The following is a 12,304-nucleotide window of genomic DNA, read 5'->3' on the forward strand; positions in this document are numbered from 1 at the left end:
ACCTTGCCTGAAGCCAGGGCCTCTTCCCAGGCTTCCTCGATATTGTCGGCCCAAACCTCCATATAAATATCGATATTTCCCTTTACCATTCCTTGAAGAGCTGGCAGGGTTTCCGCAAACAGGTATTGCGGTTCGGGATAGCCATAACCGTGTTGCAGAATATAGCCTACTATCCGGTTATGCACTTTGATACTGTCCCAGCTAACATCGACCAGAACCAGCCTGGGCTTGTCGCTTCCGTCCTTGCTGCCGCTATCTCCCCCGGTCTTGGACCCACATCCCATTAAAAAGGAGAAGCAAAATAATAGCAGAAACGCCAGAAGCAAGCACCTGCTGCGTGAGCGGCGCAATAAGATTTGTAATTGTTGCATAGAAAAACTCCTTACCGGCAGGCAAGAAAAACGGATAAATTTGTGGGGCCAGGAATACAAAGCAAGGAGAGAGCAAAAACTCCCTCCGCCAAATGCGGAACCTGGATTATGCTGGATAATACTTATCTAAACTATGTCTAAGAGATAAAAACCTGCAACACCCGTGTCGCCTACGAGGTTAGCTGACGGGCTCGGGCTCGGGTCAGCCCTATCCCCTTCCTGGCCATATTACTCCAGGAACCGGAAACTCGCCCCAAAAATGGTTTCCCCGCGTTTCTATACCAGAAACTTCGGCCTGCCTATTAATTTATTTTATATTAATAGCCTAGGCTACTTACTTTTTAAGGTCAAGTTGCAAATTCCAGCATATTGCCAGGTTTAGAAGGGAAAACCAGTAAAACTGGGTGATGGGGTCTTATATAGTTAGAAATCCATACCAAGATGATTCTAAAATGAATTCCCTGGCTTCTTGAAATGTTTTAAAATCAGGGATAACTTTACCGTGTTCAATCATTTGGCCTTACCCTCCTAAAATAAATTCGCTCCTTATAATCCATGTCACGAGTCCTTAAGTGCAAAACGGATAAACTTATCAGAAGGTTTTAACAATTCCTGACTAAACACTTTTACAGTGCAAGGCAAAGACAAGTACCTTATAAAGGTACATTGTCCATTATTACTCTCCATAGAAAACAATTATTATTTATTTAACTCTACGCAGGTGGGCAGTCTCAAGTTGTAACACATCGACCTTTGCTTCAATGCGGTCTAAGGCCGTAATAATACGTTCGTTAATGTCGTTCTGTACTTCCCGGGCATCGAATAAAGCCCTGACCTTTTCGGTCAGCTCGTTTTCCATGCGTACCTGGCTGGCGTCAACTTTATCGACCTTAGTTTCCAGATTATCCAAACGAGTATTAACCTGTGTTATGGATTCCTGCATGGTGGTTTGGTTTTTTAGTAATAATTCAAGTATCTCCCTATCCGTCATCCCTTTCCCCTCCCTTTTTCTTTAAGGCTTCTATATCGTTATAGCCGTCTCTATATCATCCTTGGTAGCCTTGCGTCCCACCTGGAATAAAGCCTTTCCAACAGGGAGTTAGAGTTTTTATAATCTTCTTAGTAAGAAAAGTGAGGAGTGAGGGGTTTAGTTCATTTCCTGCCTACATCTTACCATTCAAGCCCCTACTAAATCACTTTTCATCGGTGGTTGTGGCCCCCGGCCATGAGGGGTTCCACTGAATTAATTATACCACAATCTCCCTATTGATAATATAATCAGGGATTGTAAAGACAGTTCGTTATCGAAATATAAAGTGGAAAATAAATATTTGAAGTGCTATGTAACCTTTTGCCAAAATGAGGAATTGCCGAAGGTCACACAAAAGCCCTCCAAGATAGGAGGGCTACTTGTTTGCTATGGTGAGCCATGGAGGACTCGAACCTCCGACACCCTGATTAAAAGTCAGGTGCTCTACCTCCTGAGCTAATGGCCCTTATAATATTATGGCTGGGGTGGCTGGATTCGAACCAACGAATGACGGAGTCAAAGTCCGTTGCCTTACCGCTTGGCTACACCCCAACGGTACTGAGTATAACTAAGATACTACCGGGCTGTCAAGGGTAAAATGGGGTGGATGATGGGACTTGAACCCACGGCCCCCAGAGCCACAATCTGGTGCTCTAGCCGACTGAGCTACATCCACCATGTAAAGGCCGGACAAATTAAGTGGCGTCCCCGGAGGGATTCGAACCCCCGGCCCACGGCTTAGAAGGCCGTTGCTCTGTCCAGCTGAGCTACGGGGACATAAATATGGAGCGGGTAGAGGGAATCGAACCCTCGCAACCAGCTTGGAAGGCTGGGGCTCTACCACTGAGCTACACCCGCCCGCAAAGAGTATTATAACTTTTCTGGCAGACCATTTCAAGTAAGAAATTAGCCTTACGATATCCAATAATAATACGAAATATGCGTCCTGGCAAGTAAATTATGATATAAAATCGCGAAAACGGCTTGGGCAAGTGTATGATTGCATTATTTATGCTTAATAAACCTGACAAGCTATCGGTAAGCCTGATATTTGTCCCACTTAAAATTATAAAATTATTCATAAGACAAAAAATTCAAGCATTGTTATCCGGGTACCAGGTTGTGGTTTTCACCCGCTGGTAGCCCTGTTTAAAAATAGTACTATCCTTCCACCAGCGGATAGGAGCCATCTTCCTGGTGAACCTCTCTGCCGGTTACAGGCGGATTGAATACACAGACCATGTGCATATCCGATTTTGCCCGCAGCTTATGCTTTTCATGTCCATTGAGGGCATAAAGCGTACCTCTTTTAATGGGATAAACATCATTGCTATCAATAATCTCTATCTCACCATTACCCTGAACGCAGTACACCGCCTCCACATGATTTTTGTACCAGATATAAGTCTCCGTACCGGCTTTAATCACGGTATGGTGCATAGAGAAGCCCATACCATCTTTTTTCAGGAGGAGCCGAAAACTTCTCCAGGTATCCGTATCAATATCACTTTCGCTACCAATAATGTCTTCCAACTGTTTTACAATCATGATGCTATCTCCTTAAATGATTCCACTGCAAAACGTTATAAATATGCATCATCTTGCATAAAAAGGGGGTTTTTGCAGTAGAATCCTTAAATTAATTATGGGGCAAATCACTTTGGCTGTATTTAGCCTGAAGCCCGCAGGCGTTTCTGGTTAGAGACGTTTTTCCTTTTGGAATTAATAAATGACTGCACCTTTATATCTTCAATGCTATTTTTTAATATGTTTAAACCTTCCCGCAGGCCGGATTCATCTATAGTCAAAGGCGGCATAATCTTAATTACTTCGTCTTTAGCACCTGATGTCTCCATGATTAAACCACTAGCGAAGGCAATGGAGCAGATTTTTTCAGCCAAACCGTCAACTCCGCAGGCTATTCCCTGCATGAAACCCCTGCCCCGGACTTCACCCTTAATTTCCGAGTGTTCTTTAACCATCTTTGCCAGGAAATTACGTATATCTTTTTCCATATTTCCGACTTGTTTAGATAAAGTACCTTCTTTCCAATAATTCAGGGACTCGGTAGCAGTTATAAAGGCCAGGTTATGCCCCCGGAAGGTACCGTTATGTTCGCCTGCCGACCAAATATCCAACTCCGGTTTAATCAGGGTAATGGCCATGGGAAGACCATAACCGCTGATTGATTTGGAAAGGCAGATGATATCCGGGCTGATACCTGCCGGCTCAAAGCTAAAGAAGGTTCCGGTACGGCCGCAGCCAGCCTGGATATCGTCAACAATCAGGAGAATATCTTTTTCCCGGCAGAGAGTTTCTATCCGTCTTAACCATTCATAACTGGCTACATTCAAACCACCTTCCCCCTGCAGGGTTTCCAGAATAATAGCTGCTGGCAGGGAGACACCGCTGGAACTATCGTCAAGATACCTGCGGATATAATCAACTGTATCTGCATTTTCGCCCAAATATCCATCATAGGGCATGAAAACTGCATTACCCAGGGGAATACCTGCCCCCTGCCGTTTTTTGGCATTGCCGGTTATGGACAGAGAACCCATAGTCATGCCGTGAAAAGCATTGGTAAAGCACATGATACTGTCTCTTCCAGTAACTTTGCGGGCCAGTTTCAATGAACTTTCTACCGCATTAGTGCCGGTAGGACCGGTAAACATTATTTTGTATTTCATTTTCCGCGGGTTCAGGATAATCTGGTTAAATTGCTCTAGAAATTCCTTTTTGGCTTCGGTAGCCATATCGAGGCTATGAACTATACCATCATGGTTTAGATATTCTATAATTTTTACCTTTATTTGCGGGGGATTATGGCCGTAATTAAGGGCTCCCGCCCCGGAAAAAAAATCTATATATTCCTTATTTTCCTTATCCCAGAGCCGGTAACCACTGGCCTCGGTGAAAACTGTGGGGAAACTACGGCAATAACTCCGTACTTCCGATTCCAACTCATCAAAAACTTTTAAACTATTCACGCAAAACACGCTCCTTTCAGGCCTGGTTCTACATTAAGGGGCCTATACGCAGCATAATTTCCTCTTCGTGTTGTCCACCTGGGAACAACCGGGAGGGGAAGCATTCCTCTTCCACACAGGATGTTCCGAGTTCATCGGCCAGCTTGCGGTATAAATTATAGGCGGCATGATTGGAAGGGTTAACCGTTATCTCCAGGTAACGGCTATTGCTGCAAGCCTTTCTGGCTAACAGGTGCTTTAACATATTCATACCCAGTCGGTGGCGTCTAAATGCCTCATCTACCGCTACCTGCCAGACAAAAATCACTTCCGGCTGCTGCGGTGGATGAAAAGCAGAAACAAAGCCTGCAATTATACCATCTGCTTCCGCAACCACACAGGTTTCATTGAAATATTTACTTAGCAACAGGTAGCTATAGGCTGAATTTAGATCCAGTACCCGGGTAGATTTAACCAGTTCCCAGATACCCTTTCCATCTTCTTTCGATGGAAACCTCAATTCAATTTCAGGTGATAATATTTTATTGCCTTTTATGACTGATCACTCCTGATTTTGTAGTCATGATTAATCAATAGAATTCAAATAATCCTGTCTTTCTTCTAGTCCATCACTCCTTTGTTTTAGATATTCCTAATAAGGAATATGGTCTGCGAAAGACCCGGGCCAAGATTTTGTGTTTTGTAAGTAGTTTTTACTATTACGAAATTTGACTTAAAAAACAAATGGCCAAAGAAAGACGCCTTTGGCCATTAAAATACTATATGTGCCCTGGTCTCCCTTACACGCTTACGAGGTTAGCTGACGGGTTCGGGCCAGGGATAGCCCTACTGGAAAATCCAGATTCACCCCTTTAGATAGATTGGGTCCCCCGCTCTCCGGTAAAACCGAAGACTCAGCGATATGACAAGAGTTATATTAAATTATCCCTTGACAACTATATCTAGCAGTTTATAACATAATACCTGTTAATTCAAACCTGATATACAATATTGAGCAGTCATATATACGGCTCTCCGGGTTAGACAAAAAGCCTCCTGCCTTTTTCAGGAAATTATGCCGATATGCTGGCAAATCAGAGCCAATGTTCTTTGTTTGACCTTTTTGTGATAGGCACAAAACCCAGTTATCACCATGGTTTTCCAAAACTACCTTCCAACTGATCGCTTGAAAAGTAAGCTTGAAATAATGGATCAAAACCCCAAACATCCTTCACTTAGAACCAAAAAAATAAAAGGACCTTCTGATATTTATGAAGCTAGTATTACGATGAATTACCGTATAACTTGGCAGTATTATAAAGTTTGCAGCAAATTACAAAAGGGTAATCTTCATTACTACCCCGGCTCCATCAACTTCCATTTCAACCTTATCGCCAACATTAAGACTATTGAATTGAATCTCACCACCGCTGGAAGAATAAATCTGCAGCGATTTATCCACTTCATAGTCTTTATTCTTTTTTACGGTTAACTTATAATAATTGTCCAAAATAATGAGCTTTTCCACCTCAGCCTTGACCTTTTTCAGGGCTGGTCGGGAGCTAAGCATTATTTCCAACGGTATTTCATCATCTATTTCCCCGGGGTTGGGATCAAGATAAATAACCTTTATGGCATCACCTCTTGAAACCCCGCCCAAGGCCCGGCCATTTTTGTCCACTATCCGGGCTCGATCCCAGTAATTAAACCATTCCGGCTTGCCGCTCTTGGTGCTGGAGCCCTTTTTCGCCAGGGTTAGCCTGCGCCCGCTTAAATCTTGAATAGTACCAGAAATCGTTTTGGTATCTAAAACCGTTACTTTTTGCACCTGCCCCTCTGCCAGCTGGGCAGTGACGAAAGTACCCGGCTTCAAAGAAGTAAAACTCTTAACCCTGACTTTACCCTCACTATCGATAAGCGCGCCCCAGGACAAGGGAAGCCGTCTTTCCTCGCAATTCAAATCATTGATTACCAGTACGCTGTCTAAACCTATTAAGACTGATTTGACGGTACCCGTTATCTTATCCTCCGCAGCGATAAATTTCTTTTTTTCAATTATAAAGATGCAAGCGGCCTGCTTTTTCTGGTTCAACAAAACCTCCACCCGGTAGTCCAAAGTATCGCGCAGCTGGCATTCCCTTGTTCCGGTAAAACATTGCAGGCCAGGATCAAGCTTTACTTTTTTCACTCCAGAAAGAGAGCGCAATTCTATCTCGCCTTTGTTTTTATCCATAATGATTTTTTCTACCCAGCCTTCCAGTATCCTGGAAGCATCTGTCTTAACCCAGTTCTGTTCCATTAAACTGCTCAAAAGGGCTGCGGCCTCACTGCGTTTTAAACTGCGCTCGGGCCTGAAAGTGCCATCTTCATAACCTTTCATAATACCGGCCTGAGATAAAGCTATTATATATGGAATATATTCGAAAGAAGTGCTATCCAGGTCGGAAAAGGTATTTTCTCCGGAAGAGACGGAATCTGCAATCGGCAATTGCAGAAGACGACAAAGCAAAGAAACCACCTGAAGCCGAGTAGCCGGGCGGTCAGCCTGAAATTCATACAGCCATTTATTATCCAGCAGTTCATTTTCCACCGCTGTATCCATATAGTTTTGTCCCCAGGGCACTTCTGGAGCTTTGAGCGGCCGGGGAGCTTCCTTTTTGCTCTTTTTTGCTGCAGTTTTATCGTTGTCCAGGCCTACGGCCCGCATGAATAAAACCAGGGCTTCCATTTGGCTGATTTCCTTTTCCGGCTGGAAGCAATTGTCAGGATAACCCTTAATGAAATCAAGCGTAGCTGCCCGGGAAACTACAGGCTTAGACCAGTGCCCCTCCATATCACTAAAAGCCATGACTGAAGCCACAGGCTGAAGCGCCAGAAATAAAACCAGCAAGTTTGCCACTATTGCTCTTTTCCACTTTGTCTTATGCTTAAAAATAATCATATTTTACCTCTTTTATTTGTCTTCTGCCGGAGATGATAAAAGTTAGGGGACACGACCATCGGCGAAAAGTGGGTTAGCAGACGCTTGAACAGTAAGATGTAAGTAAGAAAACAACCTTAACTTCTCACTTTTCTTGTTAGCTTTCCTTGAAATTATCCTTGATTTTGTAGAGATTCCCTTTACCGGTATGAACATATATGAAATTATCCGTTCCCACCAGAGGCGCCCTCTCCACAGCTCCATCCAACTGACGAAACCAGGCCAAGCGCCCTGATGGCTTGACCGCAAAGAAGTAGCCGTCACTGCTGCCTCCATAAATATAACCGTTCGGACTTACGGCCGGGGTGGATACCAGCTTTAGCAGCGGGGTATCCCAAAGGACTTTGCCCTTTTCCGTATCAAGAGCATAAAGCTTATTGCCACCTGTAAAGTACAGGGTTTTAGAATTACCCAGTACCGGCGCTGTTATCTGATTAGCCACTGAAAAAGAACTGCTCCAGAGGGGTGAATTGCCACTGCTATTCTTAAAACAGTAAACCTTGCCCTGGTTCAGCTTGCTTCCCTTGTTGCCCCGCGAGCCCTTCTTGAAATTAACACTGGCATAGAGTTTTCCTTCATTATCTGTTAAAAGGTAAGCGGAGCTTATATCCCCCAGCCAATATTTCCACAGATATTCCCCTTTGGCATTTATAGCCGCCAGTTTGTAATTGCCCGCCTTATCCCCAAAAACAAGATAAAAAGCCTGCTCATCGGCGGTACAGGCCAAAAAGGTCCTGGGATTGATTAACTTGCTGGTTCTGCCATCTGAAGATTCCCAGGGTGAAAGCATCCATACATAGTGTCCCACCGTATCGACCGCATAAAGAGCATCAGACAATGGCAGGTATAATATGTTACCCGGACCGTGAGCCAATAACGGCGTTTTCTGCCCCTTCCCCTCGCCATAGACGGAAAAATCCCAACCCAGAGCCCCGTTCAATTTGCCCTCCTGGATGACGGAACCGCCGGCGAAAAAAATGGCCCCGTCTTCAGTCAGAACCGGGCTTCCCAGCGAGCCCTTCCCTTTGCCCTGCATCTCCCATATCAGCTTCCCTTCGGGATTAATGCAAATCAGTTTATTGTTAGACGGAAAAAGCAGGTTGCCATTGGGAGCAAAAACAATATCTGTGCTTAATTTACCCAATCCTGACAGCTTCCACAGTAACTGGCCCGGCTGCCCGGCTTCTTTAGCCGCCGGAAATTGCTCCAGCTTGCTGGCTGCTTCACTGCTTGATGAGTAAGCCAGCAACAGGAAAAATATCATGAATAATGCAATTTTTATCCTGCCACAAAATCCCCTTATCAACTCATTATTCCTCACCATATTTATCCCCCATGCCTGCTATATCCAGCCCTGCTTCCTGGCTGCAAAGCGATGGGCTCGCTTGCTTAGCGCTGCCGCAAAACCTTTGGGGATGGATGTCCCTCCCGCCATAGCAATTATGGCATTGTTTTTTATCAAGGCAGCAACATCTTCGGCTGAGCAAAGCTTTTGCCGGTATTCTTCCCGCCAGGAACCGGCATGAGATAATTTCTTCACAACTGTCACATTCATTCCCCCATTTCTTGCTGCAAAAAATATTACTAATGTTGTAGAAATTTAACTCTCAATAAATAGTATACACCAGTAAGAAAAAAGGGGGTAATGGGGTATCGACAATCTAGAATAGCAGTTGAAATAATCACTAGATGAAGGTATAATAATTCGTGTACGAAATGCGGATGTGGCGGAATTGGCAGACGCACCAGACTTAGGATCTGGCGGATAACACCGTGGAGGTTCGAGTCCTCTCATCCGCACCATATGAAAAATAGGGGCTTTGCAGCCCCTTTATTTTTTCCTTTTTAGCCGTCAAAGCAATTGACACCCAATTTGACACCCACTTGAAAAAAATAGCCCTCCAGGTTTTATCCTGAAGGGTATCTCTTCCATCGTTCTTGTTTGCGAAAAAATGAATAGATGATAATTTGCCAGCTTAAACCCCTATTTCTAGAAGCAGACCACCCCGGTAGACCAGAAAACATACCACCCAGGCCAGGGATATAGTGTACATGGTGAAAAGTAGCCACTTCATTCTTCGATGCTATAAAGGGTTCCCAGGGTACGAGCAATAATGCTATTCCAGATAATCGACATGCCGGCAAATTTCCTCAACGATGGCTTCCTTCTTGAGATTGAAGGCCTTTTTGTTATTCTCGAAAAGATTGTTTCCCCGAGTATCAATGGAAACAATCAGAGGTCCGAATTCCTTCACCCGCATTACCCACATAGCTTCCGGCATACCCAAATCCAACCATTCCACGGCTTCAACCTCTTCCACAGAATTGGCCGCCAGCACCGCACAGCCTCCGGGGAACACTGCATGAATGGCCTTGTATTCCCGACAGCCGGCAGCAGTATCCTGACCCATGCCGCCTTTGCCTACCATCAGCTTCAACCCGGTTTGAGCGATGAACTCTTTTTCGTATTTTTCCATACGCATGCTGGTGGTCGGCCCAATGGAGATTACCCGGTACCTCCCCGGCTGTCCTGCTATTTCCTGCATAATTGGTCCGGCGTGGAATATAGCCTTACCAGCAAGATCGACCGGCAGTTGCTTATGCTGTTTGATCAATCGTTGATGAACATCATCCCGGCTACTTACCAGATATCCATTCAAATAAATAATATCGCCAATCGCCAATGATTCCAGCTCTTCATTCTGAATCGGTGTTGTTAATATCTTTTTGCTCATAGAATGGCCCCTTTATGCGAAATCGTTTCATACTCCATATCGGCTTTGAATTTAATCACCGCTCTCCGATGGGCCCAGCAGCCGGTAGACAGACCGACCGCTATGGTGGCCGGGTGACGGGCTGCTTCTTCAATATGTACGCCCAGGACAGAATTCTCTCCCATAAGACCACCCGGTCCTATTTTTATTGCATTCAGTCCAGCTTCAATCCTGGCCTCAAGCTCGGCTCCGCGAGGATTGCTGTTCTGGGAACCTATAGGACGCAGCAGGGCCTTCTTGGACAATTTGGCTGCTACCTCTACCGAGCCGGCGATACCAATGCCGACCAGGAGAGGGGGACAGGCATTTATTCCATAAGAAGTAATCTGGTCAAATACCAGTTTCACAACGCCTTCGTATCCTTCCAGGGGCATCAATACTCTGGCTATTCCGGGAAGGCTGCAGCCGCCCCCGGCCATATATACATAGATTTTCGCTTCATCGCTATCAGGTATAATCTCCCAGTCAATCCAGGGAATTCTCTTGCCGACATTGTTGCCGGTGTTTTTCTCGTCAAAAACCTCCACCGCATTATGGCGAAGCGGGCCAAGGATGGTGGCCCGCTTCACTGCTTCACGCAGGCAATCCTCTATCTCGTCAAGCAGCGGAAACCCGGTTCCCACTTGGACAAAATATTGAATTACGCCGGTATCCTGGCAAAGTGGCCGATGCGACTCGCCTGCCAGCTTCATATCTTCGAACATGGCATCATAAACAATCGTAGCCAGAGCGCTATCTTCTTTTTCTCTCAGTTCCTTTAATTTGGCATGTATATCATCAGGCAGATATATGCCGGTATATACGGTAAATCTGGCCATAATATCGATGAATCTTTCGCACTGTTCTTTCGTGTTCACCTTGACGTTCATTCCTTTCGGCTAGCAGAGGTTCTAAACCCATCATCTCTTCCATATGCTTCATCTCTATCTTATATTAAGGTTTAACTATAGATTATTCAAGGATGCCATAGCCTGCTGTCTAATCACACTTCTTTATAACTTTGATTCCCCTGCAAAAACCCTTTTTGTTACATAAGGGTTGCATAAGTATACAAAGCGAGCGTGGCGAAGCATGGATGCAGCACCCTTCACCCTGTCGGATACTCCTGATGCCCCCTGCGGTCGCTAATTAAGGTTGCACCGGCGAACACAAGAATAGTGGCTTTTTTGCTTAGGAGCATTATAATGTATTCAAGTTTACAAATTCGCAAGGCAGGTTTTAAAAATGAATTTGCCAATTGAAATTCAAATATTAAAACTGGTAATAACCAAGCTTGAAGAACTGAATATATCCTATATGCTTTCCGGTTCACTTGCCGGCAGCTTTTATGCACAACCTCGCATGACCAGAGATATTGATATTGTAATTGAACTTGCTGCTGAGCAAATTGCTAAGATTACGGAAGTATTTTCAGGGGATTTCTATATTGATGAGGATGATGTAAACGAGGCGGTGCGATTACGGAGCATGTTTAACATCATTCATTATCAAGCTGTAGTGAAAATTGATTTCATCATCCGCAAGGACTCTCTTTACCGGAAGCTTGAATTTGAGAGACGCATCAGGAAAATTATTGCTGGTTTTGCATTATGGGTAGTAAGTCCCGAGGATTTGATCATTTCCAAGATATTTTGGGCCAAAGACAGCAAATCTGAACTGCAGCTAAATGATGTGAGCAGTATAATGAAATACCAGGCCAAAAAACTGGATTGGGAATATATTGAGTATTGGGTTAAGGAACTCGGCTTAGGACAATTATGGGAGGAAATTAAATAATGAACGATACTAGCTCAACGGTAGAAAACAAGTTATTCGAGATGATGCAGCAGAAGACTGAGAGCGAAAGATTTTTCATGGCTGCCTCTATGTTTGATATGGCGAGGTTGGTGAGCAAAGCTGCGATTCTAGAAGATAAACCGGATATTTCTCCTGATGAAGCCAGAGTTGAGTTATTTCGTTACTGGTATTGGGAAGACTTCGATACTGATGATCGCGAAAATATTTTGCAAGCAATCCGTTCTTATTAACAGTCCTTACGATTAGCCTATCTTAGCCACCTATCATATTACTCTCAAGCTATGAGTCTGCCGGAACCATTCCGGCACCCGCATGATATGCCTATTTCCTCCATCCCTATCATAAAAGGAGCAATCCTGGCTGCAGCAGCATCGATAGCGCCT

At 44.5% G+C, this 12,304-nt stretch carries 12 protein-coding genes, 6 tRNA genes and 2 riboswitches; of the genes, 3 read left to right on the forward strand and 15 right to left on the reverse strand.

Features of this window, described 5'->3' with window-relative positions:
* The 13 genes from PHP87_RS07830 to PHP87_RS07890 all read right to left on the reverse strand — a co-directional run.
* The coding region (locus PHP87_RS07830; protein ID WP_299920159.1) for a glycine betaine ABC transporter substrate-binding protein at window positions 1-371 on the reverse strand (371 nt) is incomplete at its 3' end.
* A gap of 153 nt (window positions 372-524) precedes the next feature.
* Window positions 525-677, reverse strand: a riboswitch (cyclic di-AMP (ydaO/yuaA leader).
* Window positions 678-1,074: 397 nt separating this feature from the next.
* Window positions 1,075-1,362 carry a hypothetical protein gene (locus tag PHP87_RS07835; RefSeq protein ID WP_299920160.1) on the reverse strand — a complete coding sequence of 96 codons (288 nt, stop codon included), beginning with the start codon at window positions 1,360-1,362 and terminating at the stop codon, window positions 1,075-1,077.
* Between the two features lie 429 nt (window positions 1,363-1,791).
* A tRNA-Lys gene (locus PHP87_RS07840) sits at window positions 1,792-1,867 on the reverse strand.
* An 11-nt stretch (window positions 1,868-1,878) separates the two neighbouring features.
* Window positions 1,879-1,953: transfer RNA gene (locus PHP87_RS07845), tRNA-Gln, on the reverse strand.
* A 47-nt stretch (window positions 1,954-2,000) separates the two neighbouring features.
* Window positions 2,001-2,077 (reverse strand) — tRNA-His (locus tag PHP87_RS07850).
* Window positions 2,078-2,101: 24 nt separating this feature from the next.
* A tRNA-Arg gene (locus PHP87_RS07855) sits at window positions 2,102-2,178 on the reverse strand.
* Between the two features lie 7 nt (window positions 2,179-2,185).
* Window positions 2,186-2,259: transfer RNA gene (locus PHP87_RS07860), tRNA-Gly, on the reverse strand.
* A gap of 303 nt (window positions 2,260-2,562) precedes the next feature.
* Window positions 2,563-2,949 (reverse strand): ectoine synthase, encoded by a 387-nt coding sequence (locus PHP87_RS07865; protein WP_299920161.1) that lies wholly within the window; start codon window positions 2,947-2,949, stop codon window positions 2,563-2,565.
* 122 nt (window positions 2,950-3,071) lie between these two features.
* Window positions 3,072-4,391 carry a diaminobutyrate--2-oxoglutarate transaminase gene (ectB, locus tag PHP87_RS07870; RefSeq protein WP_299920163.1) on the reverse strand — a complete coding sequence of 440 codons (1,320 nt, stop codon included), beginning with the start codon at window positions 4,389-4,391 and terminating at the stop codon, window positions 3,072-3,074.
* 28 nt (window positions 4,392-4,419) lie between these two features.
* Window positions 4,420-4,890, reverse strand: coding sequence for a diaminobutyrate acetyltransferase (gene ectA / locus PHP87_RS07875; RefSeq protein WP_299920164.1), 471 nt, complete (start codon window positions 4,888-4,890; stop codon window positions 4,420-4,422).
* A 270-nt stretch (window positions 4,891-5,160) separates the two neighbouring features.
* A riboswitch (cyclic di-AMP (ydaO/yuaA leader) is annotated at window positions 5,161-5,300 on the reverse strand.
* A 403-nt stretch (window positions 5,301-5,703) separates the two neighbouring features.
* Window positions 5,704-7,311, reverse strand: a complete 1,608-nt coding sequence (locus tag PHP87_RS07880) for an S-layer homology domain-containing protein (protein ID WP_299920166.1) — start codon at window positions 7,309-7,311, stop codon at window positions 5,704-5,706.
* A 136-nt stretch (window positions 7,312-7,447) separates the two neighbouring features.
* Window positions 7,448-8,674 (reverse strand): PQQ-binding-like beta-propeller repeat protein, encoded by a 1,227-nt coding sequence (locus PHP87_RS07885; protein WP_299920168.1) that lies wholly within the window; start codon window positions 8,672-8,674, stop codon window positions 7,448-7,450.
* 18 nt (window positions 8,675-8,692) lie between these two features.
* Entirely contained in the window at window positions 8,693-8,899 is a 207-nt protein-coding gene (locus PHP87_RS07890; protein WP_299920169.1) for a hypothetical protein, read from the reverse strand.
* Between the two features lie 169 nt (window positions 8,900-9,068).
* On the opposite strand from PHP87_RS07890, the gene PHP87_RS07895 reads away from it, so the two are divergent.
* A tRNA-Leu gene (locus tag PHP87_RS07895) sits at window positions 9,069-9,153 on the forward strand.
* 314 nt (window positions 9,154-9,467) lie between these two features.
* Here the strand turns inward: PHP87_RS07895 and ttdB are convergent.
* Window positions 9,468-10,085, reverse strand: a complete 618-nt coding sequence (gene ttdB, locus PHP87_RS07900) for a L(+)-tartrate dehydratase subunit beta (RefSeq protein ID WP_299920170.1) — start codon at window positions 10,083-10,085, stop codon at window positions 9,468-9,470.
* A complete protein-coding gene (gene ttdA, locus PHP87_RS07905; RefSeq protein ID WP_299920172.1) occupies window positions 10,082-10,981 on the reverse strand; it encodes a L(+)-tartrate dehydratase subunit alpha in 900 nt (299 codons plus the stop codon). The genes ttdB and ttdA overlap by 4 nt, the downstream gene beginning before the upstream one ends.
* Window positions 10,982-11,348: 367 nt before the next feature.
* Between ttdA and PHP87_RS07910 the strand changes: the two genes are divergently transcribed.
* Together PHP87_RS07910 and PHP87_RS07915 are read left to right on the forward strand one after the other, a co-directional pair.
* On the forward strand, window positions 11,349-11,900 hold the full coding sequence (locus tag PHP87_RS07910; RefSeq protein WP_299920173.1) for a nucleotidyl transferase AbiEii/AbiGii toxin family protein: 552 nt from the start codon (window positions 11,349-11,351) through the stop codon (window positions 11,898-11,900).
* Entirely contained in the window at window positions 11,900-12,151 is a 252-nt protein-coding gene (locus PHP87_RS07915) for a hypothetical protein (RefSeq protein ID WP_299920174.1), read from the forward strand. Before PHP87_RS07910 ends, PHP87_RS07915 begins: the two co-directional genes overlap by 1 nt.
* Window positions 12,152-12,304 lie beyond the last annotated feature (153 nt).

The sequence above is a fragment of the Syntrophomonas sp. genome (assembly GCF_028707975.1).
Lineage (GTDB): Bacteria > Bacillota > Syntrophomonadia > Syntrophomonadales > Syntrophomonadaceae > Syntrophomonas.

Bases quoted from the DNA above. Each gene is read 5' to 3' on its own strand.
- PHP87_RS07835 (WP_299920160.1), bottom strand. From the start codon at position 1,362: ATGACGGATAGGGAGATACTTGAATTATTACTAAAAAACCAAACCACC.
- PHP87_RS07865 (WP_299920161.1), bottom strand. From the start codon at position 2,949: ATGATTGTAAAACAGTTGGAAGACATTATTGGTAGCGAAAGTGATATT.
- PHP87_RS07880 (WP_299920166.1), bottom strand. From the start codon at position 7,311: ATGATTATTTTTAAGCATAAGACAAAGTGGAAAAGAGCAATAGTGGCA.
- PHP87_RS07885 (WP_299920168.1), bottom strand. From the start codon at position 8,674: ATGGTGAGGAATAATGAGTTGATAAGGGGATTTTGTGGCAGGATAAAA.
- ttdB (WP_299920170.1), bottom strand. From the start codon at position 10,085: ATGAGCAAAAAGATATTAACAACACCGATTCAGAATGAAGAGCTGGAA.
- PHP87_RS07910 (WP_299920173.1), top strand. From the start codon at position 11,349: ATGAATTTGCCAATTGAAATTCAAATATTAAAACTGGTAATAACCAAG.
- PHP87_RS07915 (WP_299920174.1), top strand. From the start codon at position 11,900: ATGAACGATACTAGCTCAACGGTAGAAAACAAGTTATTCGAGATGATG.